This is a genomic window from Lentzea aerocolonigenes, assembly GCF_000974445.1.
Classification (GTDB): Bacteria; Actinomycetota; Actinomycetes; order Mycobacteriales; family Pseudonocardiaceae; genus Lentzea; species Lentzea aerocolonigenes.
This window is the reverse complement of record NZ_BBOJ01000022.1, coordinates 271779-293965: the sequence shown is the minus strand read 5'-3', so window position 1 is coordinate 293965 and position 22187 is coordinate 271779. Positions and strand designations below refer to the sequence as shown.

Here is a 22187-nt window from a genome sequence, read left to right as displayed (position 1 = left end):
GGGCGTTTCGCATGTTCAGGAGGTGATCAGCTCTCGTCGGGCTTGCCGCCGTCCTCCGGCTTGCCCTCGGTTTCGCGCATCGTGCGCTCGAGCTCGGCGATCGGGTCCTCGAGCGCCTTGCGGGTGTTGGCGAGGCGCTCGGCGAACTCCAGCGGGTCGTCGAGGTCCTCCGCGGTCGGGATGAGCTCGGCGTGGTCCCACACGCTGTCGCGCACCTCCACGCCGTGCTGGTCGCCGATGAGCTTCCACAGGGCGGAGGCGGCGCGCAGGCGGCGGGGACGCAGTTCGAGGCCGACCAGGGTCGCGAACGTCTGCTCGGCCGGGCCACCGGAGGCGCGGCGGCGGCGCAGCGTCTCGCGCAGGGCCGCGGAGCCGGGGAGACGCTCGGACACGGCCGCGTCGACGACGACGTCGACCCAGCCTTCGACCAGGGCCAGCAAGGTCTCCAGGCGGTTCAGCGCCGCTTTCTGCTCCGGGGTGGTCTGCGGTTCGAGCAGGCCCGAGCCCATGGCCTCCTCGATGGAGGCGGGGTTCGACGGGTCGATCTGGCCGGCGAGCTGCTCCAGGGCCGACGTGTCGACCTTGATGCCCTTGGCGAACTCCTCGACGGTGTCGAGCAGGCGCTGCCGCAGCCACGGCACGTGCGTGAAGAGGCGCTGGTGCGCGGCCTCGCGGGCGGCGAGGAACACCATCACCTCGGAGGCGGGGCGTTCCAGGCCCTCGGTGAACTTCTCGATGTTCGCGGGCAGCAGGGCCGCCGTGCCCTCGGGGCCGAGCGGCAGGCCGACGTCGGTCGAGGTGAGGACCTCGGAGCCGAGCTGCGCCAGCGCGTTGCCGAGCTGAGACCCGAAGGCCATGCCGCCCATCTGGCCGAGCATCGACAGCAGCGGACCGGCCGCCTGCTTCGCCTCGGCGGGCATCGCCTCGACCCACGCACCGGACATGCGCTGCGCGACCGGGTCGCACAGGCGCTGCCAGGTGGGGATGGTGCGCTCGATCCAGTCGCGGGCGGTCCACGCCTGCGTGGTGCGGGTGCCCGCGGGCAGTGACGTGACCGGGTCGAGCCACATCTCGGCCAGGTGCACGGCGTCGGTGACCGCGCTCGACTGGTCGGCGGCGAACCCGATGGTGGTCGTCGTCGAGGACAGCTGCTGGAACGCGATCTGCTTGGCGAGGTCGTAGTTCACCGGCCCGCTCGACGTCCCCGCGCTGCTCAGCATCGCGCCCAGCTGGCTCAGCATGTTGCCCAGCTGGCTGAAGTCGAACGGGTTGTCTCCCGGCTTCCCGCTCTTGTCGTCGGGGTCGTGCGGGCTGAACCCGAACGGCACGTCACTCATGCCTCTACCGTACGCGGATCCACATGGTCGTACGCTGTTCAGCCGTGAGTGAAACCGTCACGACCGCACCCGCTCCCGCGCCCCCGCCGAGGGAGCGCGGACTGACCCGCCGGACGTGGACGCTGATCGTCAGCTTCCTAGTGGTGGCGGCACTCGGACTGCTCGGCGGTTTCGCCAGAGTCCCGTACGTCGCGCTGGGCCCCGGCCCTACCTACGACGTGCTCGGCAAGGTCAAGGACACCGACGTGGTCGCGGTGGACGGCCAGAACACGTTCCCCACCGGCGGAACACTGCGCATGACGACGGTCTCGCTCACCGACGACGTGTCCCTCTTCGGCGCGCTCGGCCTGTGGCTGTCGGGCCGCTACGCCCTCGCGCCGCGCGAGGAGTTCTTCAAGCCCGGCGAGTCGGAGGAGCAGGTCCAGAAGAACAACGAGCTCGCGTTCAGCGAGTCCCAGACGGCCGCTGAGGTCGCGGCACTGCACTACCTCGGCTATCCCGGCAAGGTGATCGCCAACCAGGTCACCAAGGGCAGCCCCGCGGACAACGTCATCCCGCTCGGCGCCCGCATCATCTCGGTCAACGGCAAGCAGGTGCAGAGCGCCGCCGACGTCAGCGCGGCCCTGGAGAACACCAAGCCCGGCGACCGCATCGAGGTGGCGTTCGAGAAGGACGGCACCTCGAAGTCGACCCAGATCACCCTCGCCACCCGCGACGACGGCCGCCCGGCCGGCTTCATCGGCATCTCGCCGGTGGACCGCGCCGACGTGCCGTTCAAGATCAAGATCAGCCTCTCCGACGTCGGCGGTCCGTCGGCCGGCCTGATCTTCGCACTCGGCATCGTCGACAAGCTGACGCCCGGCGAGCTCAACGGCGGCAAGGCCATCGCGGGCACCGGCGAGATCACCGGCGACGGCACGGTGAAGCCCATCGGCGGCATCGCGTTCAAGATGGTCGCCGCGAAGGAGGCGGGCGCGACGGCGTTCCTCGTGCCGTCGGCCAACTGCACGGACGCGAAGCAGCAGGCTCCCGAGGGGCTCAAGCTGATCAAGGTCGAGAACCTGAAGGACGCGGTGTCGTCGCTGGAGGCGCTCAACGCCGGCAAGGACACGCCGGGCTGCTGACAACGGTCACCCTGACCAGGCACGACGGTTTTTGTCGGTGCTGTCTGGGAGAATTGAAAGCAGGGGACCCCCTGGAGGGGACCCCTGCTTCGGCTTGTGCCAGCCTGGACCGGTGGGGACCAGGCAGGTCAGGGGCGCAGCGTGGCGAGCAGGGCGTCGGTGAGGTTGGGCGCCAGCTCCGGGTGCTCGACGACCTCCTCCGGCACCTCGGCGGTGCCGCGCAGCCGCAGCACGCACGAGACGGAGCCGTCGCGCAGCACTGCCGCGACCAGGCGGGCCTCGCGGCGCGCCGGGTGTTCCGCGGCGAACCTGCGGGCTGCCTCGTCGTCGAGCTCGCCGTGGCTGAGCTCCGTTTCCGCCTCCGGGGGCAGCACGACGATCTCCTGGGCCAGGGCGCACCCCGTCACGGCCGGGGGCCACTCGATGCCCGCCAGCGCGTCGCCCAGATCGCCTTCCAGCGCGTCCTGGGCGATCGGGGTCAGCGGGCTCGACTCCGGGTCGAGCTGCGACCGCAGCTCCGGTTGCTGGGCGATCAGGTCTGACGTGGCCACGAGGGCGAAGAGTTGCGGTGGCTGCTCCCAGCCGCCTGCCGCTACGAACTCCTCTACCTCGCGGGCGACCGTCGGGAGGATGACCGCTGGCGTTTCACTCGCTGACACGCGTGTCATCGTAAGACTGCGGACTTCACGGGAACCCAGGGCGTCGTCCGTAGAGTTGGACTAAACGTACGTATTGAAATTCCGCGATCCAGGAGCGTGCCTCGTGGCCACACGGCCTCCAGTCGGACTGCCGAAACTGTCCCGACGCAGCCGAATCCTGCTCATCGTCGGTGTTGTGCTCCTGTTCGGTCTCATCACGGGATCGCGGCTGCTCGACACCTACGTGAACTGGCTGTGGTTCGGCGAGGTGAATTTCCGCAACGTCTACAGCACAGTCCTGCTCACCCGCCTGGGGCTGTTCGTGGCCGTCGGGGCGGTGGTCGGCGGCATCGTCGCGCTCAACCTGTACCTCGCGTACCGGTCGCGACCGGTGTTCGTCCCGGTCTCCGGGCCCGACGACCCGGTGGCGCGCTACCGCACGGTCGTCATGCGACGCATGCGGTTGTTCGCGATCGGCATCCCGCTGTTCGTCGGGTTGATCGCGGGAGCGTCCGCGCAGACCGAGTGGCAGCAGATCCAGCTCTTCCTCAACGCCCAGCCGTTCGGCGTGATCGACCCGCAGTTCGGGCACGACATCGGCTTCTACGCGTTCGAGCTGCCGTTCTACGAGTGGCTGCTGTCGTGGCTGTTCATCACGACCGCGGTGTCGTTCATCGGCGCGGTGATCGCGCACTACCTGTTCGGCGGCATCCGGCTGGCCGGTCGCGGCGGTCAGCTCTCCGGGCCCGCGCGGCTGCACCTGGCGCTGGTCGCCGGCACGTTCGTGCTGCTGAAGGCGGTCGCGTACTTCTTCGACCGGTACGAGCTTCTGCTGCACGAGAACGAGAAGTTCGTCGGCGCCAGCTACACCGACCTCAACGCGGTGCTGCCGGCCAAGCTGATCCTGCTGTGCATCGCGGTGTTCTGCGCGGTCGCGTTCTTCGCGGGCGCGTTCATGCGCAACGTGCAGCTGCCCGCCATCGCGACCGTTCTGCTGGTGCTGTCGAGCGTGCTCGTCGGTGCCGCGTGGCCCGCGGTGCTGGAGCAGTTCTCGGTCAAGCCGAACGCCATCCAGAAGGAAGCCACGTCGATCACCCGCAACATCGCGGCGACACGGCAGTCGTTCGGGCTGACCGAGGACAAGGTCTCCACCAAGCCCTACGAGGGCAAGCAGACCGTCACCAACGACCAGATCAAGACCAACGACCAGGCGACGCTCGGCAACATCCGCCTGCTCGACCCGGCCGTGCTGTCGCGGACCTTCACGCAGTTCACGCAGCTGCGGCCGTTCTACGGGTTCCCGAACAAGCTCGACGTCGACCGGTACACAGTGGACGGAAAGCTGCGCGACTACATCGTCGCGGTCCGCGAGCTCAAGCTCGACAGCCTGCCGCAGGGTCAGCGCGACTGGATCAACCAGCACCTCATCTACACGCACGGCAACGGTTTCGTGTACGCCGAGGCGAACAAGGTGAACGCGGTCGCCGACCAGACCAACGGCGGTTACCCGGACTTCAAGACTGGTGAGGTCAAGCCGAACGGCGACGTCGGCAACGAGCCGAACGGCATCAAGGTCGACCAGCCGCGCACGTACTACGGCGAGCTGTTCGGCATGAACGACTACTCGATCGTGGGTGGTCGTCCGGAGGGTTCGGCGGCGGAGTACGACACGGACTCCAAGTCCTACACCTACACCGGTGCCGGCGGTGTCCCGATCGGCAGCCTGTTCAACAAGCTCGCGTTCGCCGCGTACTACGGCGAGCGGAACATCCTGTTCAACCAGTCGATCGCGGACGACTCGAAGATCCTGTTCAAGCGCACGCCGCGCGACCGCGTGCAGGCCGTGGCGCCGTGGCTGACCGTGGACAGCGACCCGTACCCGGCCGTCGTCAACGGCCGCATCACGTGGATCGTCGACGGCTACACCACGCTCGACAACTACCCGTACGCGCAGCGCACGCAGCTCGGTGACGCGACGAACGACTCGCTCACCGCGGACGGCGTGGTGATCTCGCAGGTCAACAAGCCCGTCAACTACATCCGCAACTCGGTCAAGGCCACTGTGGACGCCTACGACGGCTCGGTGAACCTGTACGCGATCGACGACAAGGACCCGGTCCTCAAGGCGTGGATGGGCGTCTTCCCGGGCACGGTGAAGCCGGGCAGCGACATTTCCAACGAACTGCGCCAGCACTTCCGCTACCCCGAGGACCTCTTCAAGGTGCAGCGGCAGATCCTGTCGAAGTACCACGTCTCGTCGCCGTCGGACTTCTACTCCGGTGTGTCCTACTGGTCGCCGGCGCAGGACCCGACGATCGACAACGTGACCACGGCCGACGCCCAGCGCGACGCGGCGAGCAAGCGCAGGGACGCCCAGCCGCCGTTCTACGTCCTCGCCGGCGACCCGAGCGACGCGAGCAAGGTCCGCTTCCAGCTGACCAGCCCGCTCGTGCGGGAGAACCGGGAGTTCATGGCGGCCTACGTCTCCGTGGGATCCGACCCGGACAACTACGGCAAGATCAGCGTGCTCCAGCTCAACACCGACGCCAAGGGCCCGCAGCAGATCCAGACGCAGTTCCTCACGTCGGACAACGTCAGCCGCGAGCTGAACCTGCTGGCACAGCAGAAGACGACGGTCGTCTACGGCAACCTGCTCACGCTGCCGGTGGGTGGTGCGCTGCTCTACGTCGAACCGGTCTACATCGAGCGAGCGTCCAACAACACCTCGTATCCGCAGCTGTCGAAGGTCCTCGTCTGGTACGGCGACCGGGTCGGGTACGCGTCCACGTTGAACGAGGCGCTGGACCAGGTGCTCAGCGGTGCCGGAGCGGTCGTGCCGCCGCCGAGCAACAACAACGGCAACGGCCAGACCTCGACGACGCCGTCGACGCCGGCGCCCACCAACGGGGTGCTGAGCCCCGAACTGCAGAAGGCGATCAACGACATCGACGCGGCACTCGCGGACGTCCGCAAGGCGCAGCAGGACGGCAACTTCACCGAGCTCGGCCAGGCGTACTCACGTCTGGACGACGCGACGAAGAGGTTCAAGCAGTACAACACCGGGGCCGCGGCGCCGCCGGCGACGGGCCAGTCGTCCGTTGTGCCGAGCCCCACACCGTCAGGCTGACCTGACGATTTGCATCAACCGCTCCACCCCGCGTAAGGTTCTATTCATACCGACGCGGGGTGGAGCAGCTCGGTAGCTCGCTGGGCTCATAACCCAGAGGTCGCAGGTTCAAATCCTGTCCCCGCTACAAAGTGGGAGAGCCCTGTCTGCGGAGATCGCAGACAGGGCTTTTTCGCATTTCACATTGGGGGCGGAGCCCCCAAACCCCACCCTGGGGGCAAGCCCCCAGACCCCCGGCCGCCTTGCCTTCGGCTTCGGCAGACCCCCGGCCGCCTTGCCTTCGGCTTCGGCAGGCCCTATCCGATGAGTCGGCTTTCTGGGTCGGCCTTCCGCTGGGTCTTCCGAGTCGGCTTTCCTGCCGGGTCGCCCTCTTCCTGGTCGTGACCTGCGGGAACTCGGGTTGGAGGGGGTGGTGAAAATGGGGTTTTGGAGGGGTGTATAGTTCTACTTACAACAGCAAGGCAAGCTAGAAGCGGCGCGGGGTGGAGCAGCTCGGTAGCTCGCTGGGCTCATAACCCAGAGGTCGCAGGTTCAAATCCTGTCCCCGCTACTAGACAGAAGGCCGGAGCCATCAGGCTCCGGCCTTCTGCTTATTCCCGATCACGTGACCTGCCGCGACCGGCGAGGCCTTTCAGGTCATGTTCTCCGCCCAGTACTGGGCGCACAGCATGCTCGAGCAGATCCGGCCCTCTCCGTTGACCGTGCGGTGCTTGCGGATCTGTTTGCCGCACACCATGCACTCGTCCTTGCCCGCCTGCTCCGGAATGCCTCCGGTCATCCACGCCACCGTGTGCGCCGCCACCTTCTTGTGGTCCAGCCACTTGATGTTCATCGTCCCCGACCTCCGTGGGTCTCGCTCGGCCTGCCTGGCAATGATCATTTTCCCGGTCGGACGGCTCTGGGAAAGGGGTGCGCGCCGACATCACCGGGTCGTGCGACGAGGTCCCACGTCCGTCCATTCGGGTGGCTTCGGCCGGTGAGAGTCGTACCGCCGATCGAGTGAGATCGGGGGACTTTCGTTTCTGCGAAAGGGTTTTTCCATCCGGGATGGACACGGACGGTCAAGCGGCCAAACGCGTGAGTCACGAAAACTGCCGCTTACTCAGCGAGACTTTTCGTTGCTCCGCATGGCCCATCAGACTAGCCCGGTGATCAGCCACTGTGGACAGAACGGCTGACCATTGTGGACAGCTTCCCCCAGACGTGGGAACGTTGTCGTTGTGTCAGACCTGAATGCGACCGCAGCCGCCCTGCTCGGGCTGCTGCACGACGGACCCAAGACCGGTGGCCAGTTGGTGGCGGAGGCAGGAGACCGCTTCGGCGCGTTCTTCAGCGTGACCCGCAGCCAGGTGTACCGCGAGCTGCCCGCGCTGGCCGATCAGGGCCTGCTGCGACTCGGCAAGCAAGGACCGCGGTCAAGCCAGCAGTACGTGCTCACCGCGGCGGGCAAGAAGGCCTTCAAGAACTGGCTGCTGTCCGAGCCCGGCCCGGACCACCTGCGCAGCCCGCTCATCCTGCGCCTCGTGCACGCCGGCTCCCTGACCGCGAAGCAGCGCGAGTCGCTGATCACGACCGCGCGGTCGACGTACGGCCAGGAGCAGGAGAGCGCGAAGAGCGCGGCGAAGACGGCGGAGGACCCCTACGCCAAGGCGGTGGCCGAGTTCGGCCTCGCTCACGCGAAGGCCGTTCTCAAGCTGCTGGACGCGATTCCGACGGCCTGAAAGAGACCGCCAGCGAGCACCGGTCGCGAACGGTGACCGGTGCTGGCGTAATCTTTTGCCGTGAACCCGGACGTCGAAGCAGACATCAAGGACCTCTCCGCCACGCTCTCGAGCATCGAGGCGGTGATGGATCTCGATGCGTTGCGCGCCGCGGTCGCGGACCTGGAGGAGCAGGCGGCCAAGCCCGACCTCTGGAACGACCAGGAGAAGGCGCAGCAGGTCACCAGCCAGCTCTCCCACAAGCAGGGCGAGCTGCGCCGGGTCACCGGCCTGCGCGAACGCCTGGACGACCTCCCGCTGCTCTACGAGCTCGCGGAGGAGGCCGACGACTCGGACGCGCTGGCCGACGCCGACAACGACCGGGCGAAGCTGCGCGAGGAGATCGCGTCGCTCGAGGTCCGCACGCTGCTGTCCGGTGAGTACGACGAGCGCAACGCGCTGGTCACCATCCGCGCGGAGGCCGGCGGCGTCGACGCCGCGGACTTCGCGGAGATGCTGCTGCGCATGTACTCGCGCTGGGCCGAGCGCCACAACTACGGCATCGAGGTCTTCGACACCTCCTACGCCGAAGAGGCCGGCATCAAGTCCGCCACGTTCCGCGTCACCGCGCCGTACGCCTACGGCACGCTGAGCGTCGAGCAGGGCACGCACCGCCTCGTGCGCATCTCGCCGTTCGACAACCAGGGCCGCCGCCAGACGTCGTTCGCCGGCGTCGAGGTCGTGCCCGTCGTCGAGCAGACCGACCACGTCGAGATCGACGAGAAGGACCTGCGCGTCGACGTCTACCGCTCGTCCGGCCCCGGCGGCCAGGGCGTCAACACGACCGACTCGGCGGTGCGCCTCACGCACATCCCGACCGGCATCGTCGTGTCCTGCCAGAACGAGCGCTCGCAGCTGCAGAACAAGGCCACGGCCATGAACGTCCTGCAGGCCAAGCTGCTCGAGCGCCGCCGGCAGGAGGAGCAGGCGAAGATGGACGCGTTGAAGGACTCCGGTTCCAGCTGGGGCAACCAGATGCGCTCCTACGTGCTGCACCCGTACCAGATGGTCAAGGACCTGCGGAACAACCACGAGGTCGGCAACCCGTCGGCGGTGCTGGACGGCGAGATCGACGACTTCCTCGAGGCCGGCATCCGGTGGCGCAAGCAGAGCCAGGCGTAAGCGAGTTCCGGGGGTTCGTCCACGAGTTCGCCCGCCGCAGCCGGGGCGAGGTGGCCGAGTTCCGGCTGGCCCGGTACGACACCCCGAACTTCCACCAGGGCGTGCTCACCTACCGCGATCGCACGGTCGCGGTGGTGGGCACGCGCTACTACGGACGGATGGCCTTGGCTGAACCCAGGGTCATCGAGTTCACCAACGGGAGCGTGAGCACCTTGCCGCTCACGTTTCTCGACGAACCCGATCTGGTGGCCGTTCTCACGGATCTGGCAGCTCAGACGAAGTACCGGGTCTATCCCAAGGCCGAGCTGGACGGCCCGTTCGACCCCGCGGCCTGGCCGATGATGTCGGCGCACGACATCAGGTGCTGGCGGCCGGAAACCCTGGGCGCGGCGCTCTTCAACTGGTGGGACTGACCCCGCCCTTCGTGCTGATCTGAGTCGAAGAGCACGTTCGGTCCCGACGGTGGTCCGAACGTGCTCCTTTTTCAGCCCGTTGTGCCAGGTCGACCACGCCGTGTGGGGGGTCAGGACCGCCTTTCCGGGGTGGGAAGTTAACCGGAACGGGGGCTTTACCCCGGCCATGGGTAGACTCGCGCCTCGTGATTCGTCTCGAACACGTTTCCAAGGTCTACAAGACCTCCACGCGTCCCGCGCTCGACGACGTGTCCGTCGAGATGGAAAAGGGCGAGTTCGTCTTCCTGATCGGGCCCTCCGGGTCCGGCAAGTCGACGTTCCTGCGCCTGCTGCTGCGCGAAGAGGTGCCGACCAGGGGACGCGTCTACGTGTCCAACTTCGACGTCGCCAAGATGTCGCGGCGCAGGGTCCCCCGCCTGCGTCAGTCCATCGGCTGCGTGTTCCAGGACTTCCGCCTTCTGCCCACGAAGACGGTCGCCGAGAACGTCGCGTTCGCCCTGGAGGTCATCGGCAAGCCTCGCAACACCATCGTCAAGGTGGTGCCCGAGGTGCTGCAGCTGGTGGGCCTCGACGGCAAGGAGGACCGGTTCCCGACCGAGCTGTCCGGTGGTGAGCAGCAGCGCGTCGCGATCGCCCGTGCGTTCGTGAACCGCCCGCTGGTGCTGATCGCCGACGAGCCGACCGGAAACCTGGACCCCGACACGAGCCAGGACATCATGTTGCTGCTGGAGCGGATCAACCGCACCGGCACGACCGTCATCATGGCCACCCACGACCACGGCATCGTCGACTCGATGCGCCGCCGCGTCGTGGAGCTGTCGTACGGCAAGGTCGTCCGCGATGACGCGCGCGGTGTTTACGGCGTTGGCCGCTAAACACTCCTAGATCCCCGACCCCCAAGGAACCCCGCCCCCGATGCGTACCAGCTTCGTGTTCAGCGAGGTCATCACCGGACTTCGCCGGAACGTCACGATGACGATCGCGATGATCCTCACGACCGCCATCTCGCTCGGGCTGCTCGGCGGTGGCCTGCTCGTCGTCCGCATGGTCGACAAGATGCAGGCCAACTACGCGGGCAAGCTCGAGGTCTCCGTGCTGCTGACCAACGACGTCAGCGCCAACGACAAGGACTGCACCCAGCAGCCCTGCGCGGGTCTGCGTTCCCAGCTCGAGCAGACCTCCGGTGTCGAGACCGTGGTGTTCCAGAACCGCGACGAGGGCTTCGAGCGCTTCAAGAAGATCTTCGAAGCGCAGCCGGAGCTCCTCAAGCTCGCGCGTCCCGAGGCCATTCCGGCGACGTTCCGCGTCAAGCTGGAAGACCCGGAACGCACCGACGTGATCAAGCAGGCCTTCGAGGGCAAGCCCGGTGTGAAGGGCGTCGACGACCAGGGCAAGTTCCTGGACCGGTTCTTCGAGGGCCTCAACGGTCTGCGCGACGTCGCCCTGATCCTCGCGCTCATCCAGGCGTTCGCCGCGTTGCTGCTGATCTCGAACACCATCCAGGTGTCGGCGTTCACCCGCCGCGTCGAGGTCGGCATCATGCGCCTGGTCGGCGCGACCCGGTGGTACACGCAGCTGCCGTTCCTCATCGAGGCGGTCGTCGCGGGCATCATCGGCTCGGTCACCGCGGTCGCCGGCCTGGTGCTGTTCAAGGCGTTCTTCCTCGACCGGATCACCAGGAACCTCACCGAGTCGGGCATCATCCCGCCCACGGGGTACCTGGACATCCTGATCGTGTCGCCGTGGCTGTTCCTCGTCGCGATCGTCATCTCGGCCACGACGGGCTACGTCACTCTGCGGCTCTACGTGCGGCTTTAACGGTTTTACCGACCACGTAAAGTTGTCGCCATGGTCAAGGAACGCGGGCAGAAGGTCATCGCGTCGAACCGCAAGGCTCGGCACGACTGGACCATTCTCGACACCTACGAGGCCGGCATTCAGCTCGTCGGCACCGAGGTGAAGAGCCTGCGCATGGGACGGGCGTCCCTCGTGGACGCCTTCGCCCAGGTCGACGACGGCGAGATCTGGCTGCACGCGCTGCACATCCCGGAGTACGTCGCGGGGACGTGGACGAACCACGAGGTCCGGCGCAAGCGCAAGCTCCTGCTGCACAAGGCGGAGATCGAACGGCTGATCGGCAAGACCAAGGAGTCCGGTCTGTCGCTGATCCCGCTGCAGATGTACTTCAAGGACGGCTACGTCAAGGTCGAGATCGCCCTCGCGAAGGGCAAGAAGGCCTACGACAAGCGCCAGGACATCGCGAAGCGCGACGCCAACCGCGAGATCGCCAAGGCACACGGACGGGCCCTGAAGGGCCGTTACTGATGGCGTTGGTGGACATCCATGTTCACTCGCTCGGGTAGAAGTGTGTCCGCGGAAAGCGCGGACCATGCCTCGCTCAGTGTCTTGCGGGGACGCCCCGCACCCCGGGAATGCCTCAGAACGTCCTCGACAAGGTCTGGGCGTACTTCGACCGCGTGCGCGAATCCGGTGTCGACTGGTCCATCTGGTACCGCACAGACGAGAACGCCCGGCTCACCGCACTGCGGGAGCTGGGCGTCGTCGCGTTCGCACCACTGGTCTACCCGCACCGGCCGGGCATGGCGGAGTGGCTGAACGAGTGGGCGGCCGACTTCGCGGCGCGCGTTCCCGAAGCTGTCCAGACGGGCACCTTCTACGCGGAGCCGGGCGCCGAGGCGTACGTGCGCAAGGCGTTGGAGGCCGGTGCGCGGTGCTTCAAGTCGCACGTCCAGGTCGGCGGCTACGACCCGCGTGACGAGCTGCTGGACGGTGTCTGGGGCCAGCTCGCGGAGGCCGGTGTGCCGGTCGTCGTGCACTGCGGCGACGGGCCGGTGCCGGGTGAGTTCACCGGTCTCGGCGTCTTCGAAGGGGTGCTGCGCAGGCACCCGGCGTTGACCGCGGTGATCGCGCACGCCGGGATGCCGGACTACTCGGGTGCGTTGGACCTGGTGGAGCGCTACCGGAACGTGCACGTCGACACGACCATGGTGGGCGTGGCGTTCACCGAGCGGATGGTGCCGCTGCCCGCCGGCTGGACGTCCAGGATCGCCGGGCTCGCGGACAGGGTCGTGCTGGGCAGCGACTTCCCGAACATCCCGTACCCGTACGAGGTTCAGCTCGACGCCATCAGGTCGTGGGGCCTGGACGCCGCGGCCGAGCAGGCGGTCCTGCACGACAACGGCGTCCGTCTGCTTCAGCTGTCCAGGTAGGCCAGGACGGCCCGCACGCGGCGGTGTTCCGAGTTCGACGGTTCCAGGCCTAGCTTCGCGAAGATGTTGCCGACGTGCTTCTCCACGGCGCCGTCGGACACCACGAGCGTCGCGGCGATGGCGGTGTTGGACAGTCCCTGTGCCATCAGCCCGAGCACCTCGCGTTCGCGGGGCGTCAACGAGTCGACGGGGCTCTTCTTGCTGCGCACCATGAGCTGCGTGATCACCTCGTGGTCGATGCTCGTGCCGCCGTCGGCGACCCGCCGCACCGCGTCGACGAACTCCTTCACGTCCGCGACCCGTTCCTTGAGCAGGTAACCGACCCCGCTCGCACCGCCCGCGAGGAGCTCCACTGCGTAGCGCTCCTCCACGTACTGCGACAGCACAAGCACCGGCAGCCCCGGATAGCGGCGGCGGCACTCGATGGCGGCCCGCAGGCCCTCGTCCGTGAACGTCGGCGGCATCCGCACGTCCACCACGCACAGGTCCGGCTTGTGCTCGGTCACGGCGTCGAGCAGCCCGTCGCCGTTCTCCACGGCCGCAACGGTTTCGATGCCCTCGTCGGCGAGCAGCCGCTGCACGCCCTCCCTCAGCAGCACCGAGTCCTCGGCGATCACCACGCGCACGGCAACTCCGCTCGAATCACGGTCGGCCCACCAACGGGGCTGACGACGACAACCACACCGTCGATCGTGGCAGCCCGGTCGGCCAGGCCGGCGAGACCGCCGCCCGGCTTCAGCTCGGCGCCGCCCTGACCGTTGTCGGTGACCTCGACCAGCACCCCGGTCTCCACCCTGTTGACCCGCACGGTCGCCTTGGTGCCGTTGGAGTGCTTGGTGATGTTCGTGAGCGCCTCGCCGACGGTGAAGTACGCGGCGCTCTCCACCGCTGTCGGCGGGCGCGGGTCCACGTCGACCTGGAGGTCGACCTCGATCGGCACTCGCGCGGCCAGCGCGGACAGTGCCGCGTCGAGCCCGCGGTCGCCCAGCACGGACGGGTAGATCCCGCGCGCCAGGTCGCGCAGCTCCTTGATGGCGAGCTTCGCGTCCGCGTGCGCCTCCGCGATGAGCGCGGCCGCCGCCTCCGGATCCGAGTCCATTTTGGACTTCGCGCGGCCCAGCCCCATCGCCACCGCCACGAGCCGCTGCTGCGCGCCGTCGTGCAGGTCGCGTTCGATGCGCCGGCGCTCCGCCTCCGCCGCCTCGACCCCGCGGGCACGACTCGACTGCAGCCGCTCGGCCTCGACGGCCAGCTGGTCGGCACGCGTCGGCCCGAGCATGGCGCGGGCGAGCCCGCCGTGCAGCGCACCCATCCACCGCGTGCCCCACAGTGCGAACGGGATCAGCGCCAGCCCGACCGCCGCCACCGGCAGTGCCGAGTAGAACGAGTTGATCGTCCAGACCTCGCCCACGACCACGGCGAACGGCGCGTCGCCGATCCAGAACGGCACGGCGGCCAGTGCCGTCACGACCGTCCACATCGAGATCAACGCGGCGAACTCGGCCGCGCCCACCGGCACGGCCAGCGCGAGGTAACCGAGGTCACGCCAGGTGGCCGGGTCCGTGAACTGCTGCTTCCACTTCTGCCACACCGACCCCTGGACGCTCTCGCGGTACGGGTTGGGGATGTCCGTGCGCAACGCGACCCGAACCCACGACCGCTCGATCGAGGCCCCCACCCGCCCGGCGTTCATCGCGAGCCACAGGATCGGCAGACCGACCCACAGAACGGACGTCGCGAACCCGACCACGGTCAGCACGACGGTGAGGGTGAACCAGAAGAGGCCGGTCACCAGGTGGGTCAGCAGGTAGAACCCGGCTGCGAGCGCGTTCGGTTTCCTCATGACGTCCATGTTGTAGTTCTTGCTGGTCAGAGACCATGTGGCTAGCTATGCGGTCCGGGGTGGGGACAGCCCTACCTGCCTCGGGAAGAACTCGGTGGCCGCCATCGTTATGCTATGCGTACCACTACAAGGGGGTGAACGGTTTCGACTGTGGACGTTGATTCAGGGGAAGCGTGCCGGTGCAGGCGAGAGACCACCGCAAGCGTCATCGCAAACCAATAAGCGCCACGTCTAACGACAAGCGCGCGTTCGCTCTCGCCGCCTGAGGCGAGTAGCAACGCTGTCGGCCTAGGAGTGCCTTCGGCCTAGTTTCCGGCATCAGCTAGAGGGCTTACCAGCAGTCCCGGTCGCGGGGACTGTTCGGGAAACTCACAGCGACTGGGCCTGTCACATCAGCTCGTTCGCGTGACTGATGGGGTCAAGCAGAGGCAGAGCGAACTGCGCACGGAGAAGCCCTGATGAGCCGCCACAGGACCCGGGTTCGATTCCCGGCACCTCCACTCGGCCGAAGGCTGCTCGGTGGCCCTTTGGGCCACCTTCGCCGGCTCGTTCCGGGTGTTTGTCTGGGGGGCGACCCCCAGACCCCCGGTCGTTCGGGCGCTTGGCGCCCTCACGCGACCCTCGTGAGGTTGGCGTGGGAAGGCTTAAGCGGCGCCGACTGCTCCGTCACCTCCGTCTTGCCCTTCCTTGGGCTTGACCATGGCGCGCTGGCCTGGCGCCGCCTGCGAGGTGATCAAGAACGGTGCGTGGTCGGGATTACGTTGGCCAGGGACTTCAGGAAGTCCTCGGCGTCGAACATTGCTCCTGCTGAGGCCACGCCGGTGGTGTTGAAGCGGCCGGTCAGCAGGCGTTCGACTGCCTCTACGGCCAGTGGGGCGCTCACGGCGTAGATGTCGCGGCCGGCGACGGTCAGGCGGCGTTCTTCGGTGCCTCGGCGGACGCGCACGTCCACCTCGAACGTCTCGGGCTCCTGGCGGTCCTGGGCGTCGTGCAGGCCTTGGGCCGCGGTGGCTGACATGTACGAGGTCACCTCCGGGATCGCGAGGTGGCTCGGGACTGTGACGACGTCGGCCATCGAGAACTCGCCGATCACCGGGCGCGGTCCGCTCGGGAAGTCCCACTCCAGCGTCGGAGGGGTGTCGTCGTGGTACTGGAGCTCGCCGTCGCGGAAGCGGACGCGCCGGCCGTTGCGCCGGTCGCGGGAGACGGCACCGGCGGCGAGCGTGCCCGCAGTGGGCTGCCAGCCGCTCAGGCCGTAGGCGATGTGCGCGGAGTCCGCGTCGGTCCAGTCACCCATCGCGGCGGTGACCAGCAGGTCCGCCAGGCCGCCGAAGAACGCCATCGCGGGCACCACCGGCACCGAGGCGCCGCGGGCGACGGTGTCGGCGTTCGCCTCGATCTCGGCCGCCACGTCGACGTACGGGATGCCCGCACGTTCGGCCGCGGAGATCAGCGGGGCCGCCGTCACCGCGAACGGACCGGCGGTGTTGATCACCGCGGCGGCACCTTCCAGTGCGCGGTCAAGAGCCTCGGGGTCGTCTGCCGTTGCCTGCGCACGCCCGAAGGGGAGCGGCTCGAAGCCGCGCTTTTCCAGTTCTGCCAACACGAAACGCCCGGTGGTACCTGAAGCGCCGTAGACCGCGATCTTGTGTCCCATGCGAATCATTCAACTGGCGGAGACGAGAACGAACTAGTGTCTGGAACGACACGATGCGTACAATTTCGGACATGCTTGCGTTCGCCGTGACCGACGGGATGCTGCACTTCGAGCTGACCGCCACCTACGAGATCTTCACCGCCCCTCAGCTCGACTACGACGTCAAGGTCTGCGGCAACGGGCCGGTGCGCGTCGGCCGGTTCACGCTGGAGCCGGATCTGCCGCTCGACCAGCTCGGTCGCGCCGACACGGTGATCGTGCCCGCCGTCGCGGACGTGGACGAGCCGATCGACTTGGAGCTCGTCCAAGCCGTGCGGGCCGCCCACGACGCGGGCGCGCGGATCGTGTCGTTGTGCACGGGCGCGTTCGTGCTGGCTGAGGCGGGGCTGCTCGACGGCCTCAGGGCGACGACGCACTGGGCGCACACCGACGTGCTGGCCGAGCGGTATCCGCGCGTGGAGGTCGACCCGGACGTGCTGTACGTCGACAACGGCCAGGTGATGACGAGCGCGGGCAAGGCGGCGGCGATCGACCTCAGCCTGTACCTGATCCGCGGTGACCACGGGACCGCCACGGCCAACACGGCGGCCAGGAGGCTCGTCGTGTCACCGCACCGGGACGGCGGGCAGGCCCAGTTCGTGCTCGCGCCCGTGCCGTCCGACGAAGGTCATCCGCTCACGGAGCTGTTCGGCTGGGCGCTCACCCGGCTCGACCAGGCGCTGACGGTCGAGGACATGGCGCGGCAGGCGAACATGAGCTCGCGCCACCTCGCCCGGCTCTTCAAGGCCGTGACGGGCACCACGCCGTTGCAGTGGCTGCACGCCCAGCGGATCAGGCGCGCCCAGGAGCTGCTGGAGATGACGGACGACAGCGTCGAGATGATCGCGGAGGTCTCCGGGATGGGCACCGCCACGACGTTGCGCAGGCACTTCCACCGCACGGTCGGTGTGCCGCCGGACACTTACCGCCGCACGTTCCGCCCGGTTGGTGGCCGCCCATAACTGACTGACCGGTTAGGTTGTCCTGATGAGCAACGAGCAGCGCATCGGGGCGCGAGTGTTGCGGCGCAAGCCGATCGACCAGCTGACGCATCCCGGCAGCGAGATGAAGCGCACCATGGGCGTCGGTCACCTCACGATGATCAGCATCGGCGCCACGCTCGGCACCGGCATCTTCGTCGTGCTGGGGCAGGCTGTGCCGCTCGCCGGTCCCGCCATCGTGGTGTCGTTCGTGCTGGCCGGCATCACCGCGTTGTTCTCGGCGCTGTCCTACGCCGAACTGGCTGGCCTCATTCCGGCGTCGGGCTCCTCGTACTCCTACACCTACGCCACGCTCGGCGAGATCGTCGCGTGGGTGTGCGGCTGGTGTCTGGTGCTGGAGTACGGCGTCTCGGTCGCGGCGGTCGCGGTCGGGTGGGGCCAGTACGTCAACGAGCTGCTGGATCTGGTGACGGGGCTGCGCATTCCCGACGTGCTGAGCCAGCCGCCCGGTGCGGGCGGGATCGTGAACGTCCCCGCCGTGCTGGTCGTGGTCATCTCGATGCTCGTGTTGCTGGGCGGTGCCAAGGGCAGTGCGCGCACGAACACGATCCTGGTGTGGGTGAAGGTCGGCGCGCTGCTGATGTTCTGCGCGGTCGCGTTCACCGCGTTCAAGGCGGGCAACCTGCAGCCGCTGCTCCCGCTCGGTCTGGCGGGCATGAGCGCCGGCGCGGCCACGTTGTTCTTCTCCTACATCGGGTTCGACGCCGCGTCGACCGCCGGCGAGGAGGCGAAGAACCCGCAGCGCGACCTGCCGCGCGCGATCATCCTCTCCCTGGTCGTGATCACCGCGCTGTACTGCGCGGTGGCCCTGGCCGCGGTCGGTGCCATGCCGTGGCAGACGTTCGAGGGCACCGAGGCCGCGCTGAGCCGGGTGCTGACCGACAACGTGAGCGGTGCGATCTGGCCGATCCTGCTGTCCATCGGCGCTGTGGTCGCGACCACGTCCGTCGTGCTTACCGTCCTCTACGGACAGACGCGGATCCTTTACGCGATGTCCCGCGACGGGCTCGTGCCGTCGATCTTCGCGAAGCTCAGCCCGAAGACCGGTGTGCCGTTCGTGAACACGGTCGTCGTCGGCCTGTTCATCGCGGTGCTCGCCGCGCTGGTGCCCCTGGGTTCGCTGGCCGACGCGACCAGCATCGGCACGCTGTTCGCGTTCGCGCTGGTCAACATCGCGGTGATCATCCTGCGCCGCACCGAGCCGGACCGCCGGCGGACCTTCCGGGTGCCGTTCTCGCCGGTCACGCCGTTGCTGGGACTCGGTTTCTGCGTCTACATGATGTTCAGTCTCGGGCTGGACACGTGGATCGCGTTCGTGGCGTGGATGGTCCTGGGGTTCGTCATCTACTTCGGGTACAGCGTGAGGAAGGCCCGCCTTGCGGTTCCGAGTGATCTCTGACGTTCCCGGCATCGCCCGCGTCGCCGCCTACTACGCCGAGGTCTGGGAGACGACCGAGGACGTCCTGTCGACGGAGACGTTGCACTGCATCCGGCACGCGGGCGGCGCGACGATCGGAGCGTTCGACGGCGACGAGCTGATCGGCGCCACGACCGGGCTCTTCTGCCCGGACGGGTCGGTGTACTCGATGATCGCGGCGGCGCGGTCCGGCGTCGGGCACCCGTTGAAAGTCGCGCAGAAGGACTGGGCCGTCGGGCTCGGCGCCAGGTCGATGCGGTGGACCTACGACCCGCTGGTGGCGCGCAACGCCCGGTTCAACCTGGTCAAGCTCGGCGCCGTCGCCGTCGAGTACACAGTGGACTTCTACGGGCCGATGCGCGACGGCGTGAACGACGGCGACGAGAGCGACCGGCTGACCGTGCGGTGGGACCTCACCGGGTCCCGCGAGCCGCGAGAGTCGTTGCCCGCTGGTGAGGTCTTTCGTACCGCGCCGGACGGGGAACCGTTGGCGCGCACGGACGGTGAGCGGATCTGGTGCCGGGTGCCGCACGACGTCGTGCGGGTGCGCAAGGAGTCCGCGGAGCTCGCCCGGCAGTGGCGCGAGGCGGTGCGCGAAGTGTTCGTCGACGCCTTCGCGCGGGGTTGCGTGGCGACGTCGATGTCCCGTGACGGCTGGTACGGGTTGGAGCGTCTGTGAAGATCGAACGGGTAGAGCTGCTGCACGTCGCGATTCCGCTGGTGTCGCCGTTCCGCACGTCGTTCGGGACGATGACGACGAAGGACACGTTCCTGCTGCGCGTGGTCACGGACTCCGCCGAGGGCTGGTCGGAGTTCGCCGCCGACCCGGAACCGCTGTACTGCTCGGAGTTCGTCGGCGCCGCGGAGCTCGTGCTCTCTCAGCACCTCGTGCCGCGGGTGACGCCCGAGGTCACCGCCGCCGAGGTCGTCCAACGGACCGAGGCGGTCAAGGGCCACAAGCTCGCCAAGGCCGCGCTGGAGACCGCGGTCCTGGACGCCGAGCTGCGGTCGTACGGGATGGCGATCGGGACGTACCTGGGCGCCACGGCCGATCGCGTGCCCGCCGGGGTGTCGGTCGGGATCAAGGACTCGATCCCCGAGCTGCTCGCGGACGTCGAGGCTACCTCGCCGAGGGCTACGCCAGGATCAAGCTCAAGATCGAGCCGGGCTGGGACGTCGAACCGGTGCGGGCCGTGCGGGAACGGTTCGGGGACGTGCTGCTGCAGGTCGACGCGAACACCGCATACACGCTGGCCGACGCGGAACACCTGTGTCGCCTCGACGAGTTCGGTCTCCTGCTGGTGGAACAGCCGCTGGCGGAGGACGACATCCGCGGCCATTCGCTGCTCGCGCAACGGATCCGCACACCGATCTGCCTCGACGAGTCGATCACCTCCGCCAAGGACGCGGCGACGGCGATCGCGCTGGACGCGTGCCGGGTCATCAACATCAAGCCCGCGCGCGTCGGCGGGTACCTGGAGGCGCGGCGGATCCACGACGTCGCGGTCGCGCACGGGATCGCGGTGTGGTGTGGTGGAATGCTGGAGACCGGCATCGGGCGCGGGCCGAACCTCGCGCTGGCGGCGTTGCCCGGATTCGTGCTGCCGGGCGACGTTTCGGCGTCGCGCCGGTACTTCGCGGAGGACGTCACCGAGCCGTTCGAGCTGAAGGACGGGTTCATGCACGTGCCGACGGGGCCTGGTATCGGTGTCGAGCCGATTCCGGAGACGTTGCGGCGCTTCACCACCGCGACCCGAGTGCTCTACTCCAGCGACTGAAGTTCGCGCGCGAGGTTCGCCCGCGCGGTGGCGTCCCACAGCTGCCGTGCGGGTTCGGTGACGAACAGGACCTCGCGGTCCAGCAGGGTTTTCAGCACCTTGGCGCGTCCGAGGCGCCACGTGGCGTCGTCGTACTGCGCGTACTCCTGGCGCACGGCCCGGCTGTAGCGCTCGTACTGCTCCGGATCCGAGCCGAGGATCGCGAGGTCGGCGTCGAGCAGCACGTGCGCGAGCGGATCGCCGGACGAGTGCGTGATCGTGGCCAGCACCAGCGACTCCACGCGTGCGATGTACTCTTCTTCCAGCCCTGCCAGGTGTTCTCGCGCCCATGCCGCCGAGGCGCGTTCGTCGTCGCCCGGTTTGCCGTCGTAGATCACGTCGTGGGCGCAGGCGGCGAGCGTCAGGATCGCGCGTTCCTCCGCGGTGAACGCGAACGCGTCGGCCAGCTTCGCCGAGTCGCGCACGACGCACGCCACGTGAACGGCGTTGTGGTACGCCCGATGCGGTTCGGTGTAGCGCTCGACGAGATCGCCCGCGTCCGGTGTGCCGCCGAGCGTGCGGACCGCGTCGTCCCAGAACCGTCTCACCGCGCGAGCTCCTCCTCGACGACGTCCGCCGCGGCCGTGCCGCCGCCCGCACGCTGAATCATCCGCTGCATGTCCTTCACCCGTGCGGCGATCGAGGAATCCGACGTCAGCTGGTCGACCAGCGAGCGCACGCTCTCCTCTGTCACGGTGTCGAGCAGCACGCCGAGCCCGAGCTCCTCGACGCGCTGGCCGTTGAGCCGCTGGTCGGTCATGTGCGGGACGACGATCATGGGAACACCGTGGTGCAGCGCCTCCATGACGCCGCCGATGCCGCCGCGGGTGACGAACACGCTCGCGTGCCTCAACACGGCGAGCTGCGGCACCTCGTGGTGCACCTCGACGTTCGGCGCGGAAGTGCGGACCTTGCCCTTGGTGACGAGGTGCCACGGCATTCCGCGCGCCGCGTCGGCGCAGACCTGCGTGCCGGTCGTCGCGAGCACCACCGGTTTTCCGCCCGGAGGCTCCCAGGCGCCCTGGAACGCCCGTTCGGTGAGAGCCGGCCCCGTGAAGACGAACCGCTCGTCGAACGTGTCCCCCTCGGGCTGGAACTCCCTGGGGAACAGGGCGATCCGGCGCTGGGCGCCCGCGACGAACTCGGGCAGTGAGCCGCCGACAAAGCTTTGAACGCTGGTGAAGAACCTGATCGCCTCGCGGTCGAACGTCCGCGCCGGCAGGACCGCGGCGCCGAGTGACCAGTGCGCGTTGCTGGTCAGAAAGCTGTCCAGCAGGAGGTGCGGCACGCCGAGCCGGCGGGCGATCACCCCGCCCGCCCAGGCCGCGATGTCCCACACCACGAGGTCGGGACGGTCGTCGCGGAACCTGCCCTCCAGCTGCGGCAACGCCGATTCCGCCTCGGTGAGCGCGAGCCGCGCCGCGTCGTAGAGCGACTCGGGCAGCTGCGGCGGAAGCGTTGTGGTGTACGGGATCGCGTTCGCGCCGCACTCGGTGACGGCCGCGGTGAACGGGGCGGTGGCCGGGCAGCTCACGCGGTGACCGCGGCGCACGAGCTCGGCGATCATCCCGAGCACGGGCAGGAAGTGTCCGCGCTCGGGCATGAGGAAGATCGCGATGTGCGCCATAGACAACAATAACGTTGTTCGATTCCTAATGGTTC

Annotated in this window: 20 protein-coding genes, 2 tRNA genes, 1 other RNA gene and 1 pseudogene; 16 read left to right on the top strand and 8 right to left on the bottom strand. The window is 68.2% G+C overall.

Features of this window, described 5'->3' with window-relative positions; all coding sequences use genetic code 11:
• Positions 1–26: 26 nt before the first annotated feature.
• Positions 27–1337 (bottom strand): zinc-dependent metalloprotease, encoded by a 1311-nt coding sequence (locus AOM45_RS37785; RefSeq protein ID WP_030470377.1) that lies wholly within the window; start codon positions 1335–1337, stop codon positions 27–29.
• A gap of 44 nt (positions 1338–1381) precedes the next feature.
• On the opposite strand from AOM45_RS37785, the gene AOM45_RS37780 reads away from it, so the two are divergent.
• Positions 1382–2461: a YlbL family protein gene (locus AOM45_RS37780; protein WP_236703971.1), complete on the top strand. Its 1080-nt coding sequence runs from the start codon at positions 1382–1384 to the stop codon at positions 2459–2461.
• A 128-nt stretch (positions 2462–2589) separates the two neighbouring features.
• Here the strand turns inward: AOM45_RS37780 and AOM45_RS37775 are convergent, their stop codons facing one another.
• Positions 2590–3129: a PPA1309 family protein gene (locus AOM45_RS37775; RefSeq protein ID WP_030470379.1), complete on the bottom strand. Its 540-nt coding sequence runs from the start codon at positions 3127–3129 to the stop codon at positions 2590–2592.
• 118 nt (positions 3130–3247) lie between these two features.
• On the opposite strand from AOM45_RS37775, the gene AOM45_RS37770 reads away from it, so the two are divergent.
• From AOM45_RS37770 to AOM45_RS37760, 3 genes are all read left to right on the top strand, one after another.
• A complete protein-coding gene (locus AOM45_RS37770; RefSeq protein ID WP_051784181.1) occupies positions 3248–6226 on the top strand; it encodes a UPF0182 family protein in 2979 nt (992 codons plus the stop codon).
• Between the two features lie 53 nt (positions 6227–6279).
• Positions 6280–6353, top strand: a tRNA-Met gene (locus AOM45_RS37765).
• 349 nt (positions 6354–6702) lie between these two features.
• A tRNA-Met gene (locus AOM45_RS37760) sits at positions 6703–6776 on the top strand.
• 81 nt (positions 6777–6857) lie between these two features.
• On the opposite strand, the gene AOM45_RS37755 is transcribed toward AOM45_RS37760, so the two are convergent.
• Positions 6858–7058, bottom strand: coding sequence for a hypothetical protein (locus AOM45_RS37755; protein ID WP_030470381.1), 201 nt, complete (start codon positions 7056–7058; stop codon positions 6858–6860).
• Positions 7059–7446: 388 nt separating this feature from the next.
• On the opposite strand from AOM45_RS37755, the gene AOM45_RS37750 reads away from it, so the two are divergent.
• The 7 genes from AOM45_RS37750 (at position 7447) to AOM45_RS37720 (ending at position 12751) form a co-directional block, all read left to right on the top strand.
• A complete protein-coding gene (locus AOM45_RS37750) occupies positions 7447–7947 on the top strand; it encodes a PadR family transcriptional regulator (protein ID WP_030470382.1) in 501 nt (166 codons plus the stop codon).
• Between the two features lie 60 nt (positions 7948–8007).
• On the top strand, positions 8008–9108 hold the full coding sequence (gene prfB / locus AOM45_RS37745) for a peptide chain release factor 2 (RefSeq protein ID WP_030470383.1): 1101 nt from the start codon (positions 8008–8010) through the stop codon (positions 9106–9108).
• Positions 9084–9521: a hypothetical protein gene (locus AOM45_RS37740; protein WP_030470384.1), complete on the top strand. Its 438-nt coding sequence runs from the start codon at positions 9084–9086 to the stop codon at positions 9519–9521. The genes prfB and AOM45_RS37740 overlap by 25 nt, the downstream gene beginning before the upstream one ends.
• Positions 9522–9706: 185 nt before the next feature.
• Positions 9707–10396, top strand: a complete 690-nt coding sequence (gene ftsE, locus AOM45_RS37735) for a cell division ATP-binding protein FtsE (protein WP_030470385.1) — start codon at positions 9707–9709, stop codon at positions 10394–10396.
• A gap of 40 nt (positions 10397–10436) precedes the next feature.
• Positions 10437–11339, top strand: coding sequence for a permease-like cell division protein FtsX (gene ftsX, locus AOM45_RS37730; protein WP_030470386.1), 903 nt, complete (start codon positions 10437–10439; stop codon positions 11337–11339).
• Between the two features lie 30 nt (positions 11340–11369).
• Positions 11370–11846, top strand: a complete 477-nt coding sequence (smpB, locus tag AOM45_RS37725; RefSeq protein WP_030470387.1) for an SsrA-binding protein SmpB — start codon at positions 11370–11372, stop codon at positions 11844–11846.
• Positions 11847–11953: 107 nt separating this feature from the next.
• Positions 11954–12751 carry an amidohydrolase family protein gene (locus tag AOM45_RS37720; RefSeq protein ID WP_035911969.1) on the top strand — a complete coding sequence of 266 codons (798 nt, stop codon included), beginning with the start codon at positions 11954–11956 and terminating at the stop codon, positions 12749–12751.
• On the opposite strand, the gene AOM45_RS37715 is transcribed toward AOM45_RS37720, so the two are convergent.
• Entirely contained in the window at positions 12736–13377 is a 642-nt protein-coding gene (locus AOM45_RS37715) for a response regulator transcription factor (RefSeq protein WP_030470389.1), read from the bottom strand. The genes AOM45_RS37720 and AOM45_RS37715 overlap by 16 nt on opposite strands.
• The gene (locus AOM45_RS37710; RefSeq protein ID WP_030470390.1) at positions 13365–14603 is read right to left on the bottom strand and encodes a sensor histidine kinase; all 1239 of its coding nucleotides are present in this window, start codon (positions 14601–14603) and stop codon (positions 13365–13367) included. Before AOM45_RS37710 ends, AOM45_RS37715 begins: the two co-directional genes overlap by 13 nt.
• 121 nt (positions 14604–14724) lie before the next feature.
• Here AOM45_RS37710 and ssrA point away from each other — a divergent pair.
• Positions 14725–15097: a transfer-messenger RNA gene (ssrA, locus tag AOM45_RS37705) on the top strand.
• A gap of 230 nt (positions 15098–15327) precedes the next feature.
• Here ssrA and AOM45_RS37700 read toward each other — a convergent pair.
• A complete protein-coding gene (locus tag AOM45_RS37700) occupies positions 15328–16251 on the bottom strand; it encodes a saccharopine dehydrogenase NADP-binding domain-containing protein (protein ID WP_030470391.1) in 924 nt (307 codons plus the stop codon).
• Positions 16252–16304: 53 nt separating this feature from the next.
• Here AOM45_RS37700 and AOM45_RS37695 point away from each other — a divergent pair, with 53 nt between their 5' ends.
• The 4 genes and pseudogenes from AOM45_RS37695 (at position 16305) to menC (ending at position 20486) form a co-directional block, all read left to right on the top strand.
• Positions 16305–17252: a GlxA family transcriptional regulator gene (locus AOM45_RS37695; RefSeq protein WP_030470392.1), complete on the top strand. Its 948-nt coding sequence runs from the start codon at positions 16305–16307 to the stop codon at positions 17250–17252.
• 25 nt (positions 17253–17277) lie between these two features.
• Entirely contained in the window at positions 17278–18690 is a 1413-nt protein-coding gene (locus AOM45_RS37690) for an amino acid permease (RefSeq protein ID WP_030470393.1), read from the top strand.
• Entirely contained in the window at positions 18680–19387 is a 708-nt protein-coding gene (locus AOM45_RS37685) for a hypothetical protein (RefSeq protein WP_030470394.1), read from the top strand. The genes AOM45_RS37690 and AOM45_RS37685 overlap by 11 nt, the downstream gene beginning before the upstream one ends.
• A pseudogene (gene menC, locus AOM45_RS37680) lies at positions 19384–20486 on the top strand (o-succinylbenzoate synthase). Before AOM45_RS37685 ends, menC begins: the two are co-directional and overlap by 4 nt.
• On the opposite strand, the gene AOM45_RS37675 reads toward menC, so the two are convergent.
• Together AOM45_RS37675 and AOM45_RS37670 are read right to left on the bottom strand one after the other, a co-directional pair.
• Positions 20471–21073: an HD domain-containing protein gene (locus AOM45_RS37675; protein WP_030470395.1), complete on the bottom strand. Its 603-nt coding sequence runs from the start codon at positions 21071–21073 to the stop codon at positions 20471–20473. The pseudogene menC and the gene AOM45_RS37675 sit on opposite strands and share 16 nt — an antisense overlap.
• A complete protein-coding gene (locus tag AOM45_RS37670) occupies positions 21070–22152 on the bottom strand; it encodes a macrolide family glycosyltransferase (RefSeq protein WP_030470396.1) in 1083 nt (360 codons plus the stop codon). The genes AOM45_RS37675 and AOM45_RS37670 overlap by 4 nt, the downstream gene beginning before the upstream one ends.
• Positions 22153–22187 lie beyond the last annotated feature (35 nt).

What these genes read in the sequence shown, in the direction of transcription:
- AOM45_RS37785 (WP_030470377.1), bottom strand. Translation starts at nt 1,337, where the DNA reads ATGAGTGACGTGCCGTTCGGGTTCAGCCCGCACGACCCCGACGACAAG.
- AOM45_RS37775 (WP_030470379.1), bottom strand. Translation starts at nt 3,129, where the DNA reads ATGACACGCGTGTCAGCGAGTGAAACGCCAGCGGTCATCCTCCCGACG.
- AOM45_RS37755 (WP_030470381.1), bottom strand. Translation starts at nt 7,058, where the DNA reads ATGAACATCAAGTGGCTGGACCACAAGAAGGTGGCGGCGCACACGGTG.
- ftsX (WP_030470386.1), top strand. Translation starts at nt 10,437, where the DNA reads ATGCGTACCAGCTTCGTGTTCAGCGAGGTCATCACCGGACTTCGCCGG.
- smpB (WP_030470387.1), top strand. Translation starts at nt 11,370, where the DNA reads ATGGTCAAGGAACGCGGGCAGAAGGTCATCGCGTCGAACCGCAAGGCT.
- AOM45_RS37720 (WP_035911969.1), top strand. Translation starts at nt 11,954, where the DNA reads ATGCCTCAGAACGTCCTCGACAAGGTCTGGGCGTACTTCGACCGCGTG.
- AOM45_RS37710 (WP_030470390.1), bottom strand. Translation starts at nt 14,603, where the DNA reads ATGGACGTCATGAGGAAACCGAACGCGCTCGCAGCCGGGTTCTACCTG.
- AOM45_RS37700 (WP_030470391.1), bottom strand. Translation starts at nt 16,251, where the DNA reads ATGGGACACAAGATCGCGGTCTACGGCGCTTCAGGTACCACCGGGCGT.
- AOM45_RS37695 (WP_030470392.1), top strand. Translation starts at nt 16,305, where the DNA reads ATGCGTACAATTTCGGACATGCTTGCGTTCGCCGTGACCGACGGGATG.
- AOM45_RS37690 (WP_030470393.1), top strand. Translation starts at nt 17,278, where the DNA reads ATGAGCAACGAGCAGCGCATCGGGGCGCGAGTGTTGCGGCGCAAGCCG.
- AOM45_RS37670 (WP_030470396.1), bottom strand. Translation starts at nt 22,152, where the DNA reads ATGGCGCACATCGCGATCTTCCTCATGCCCGAGCGCGGACACTTCCTG.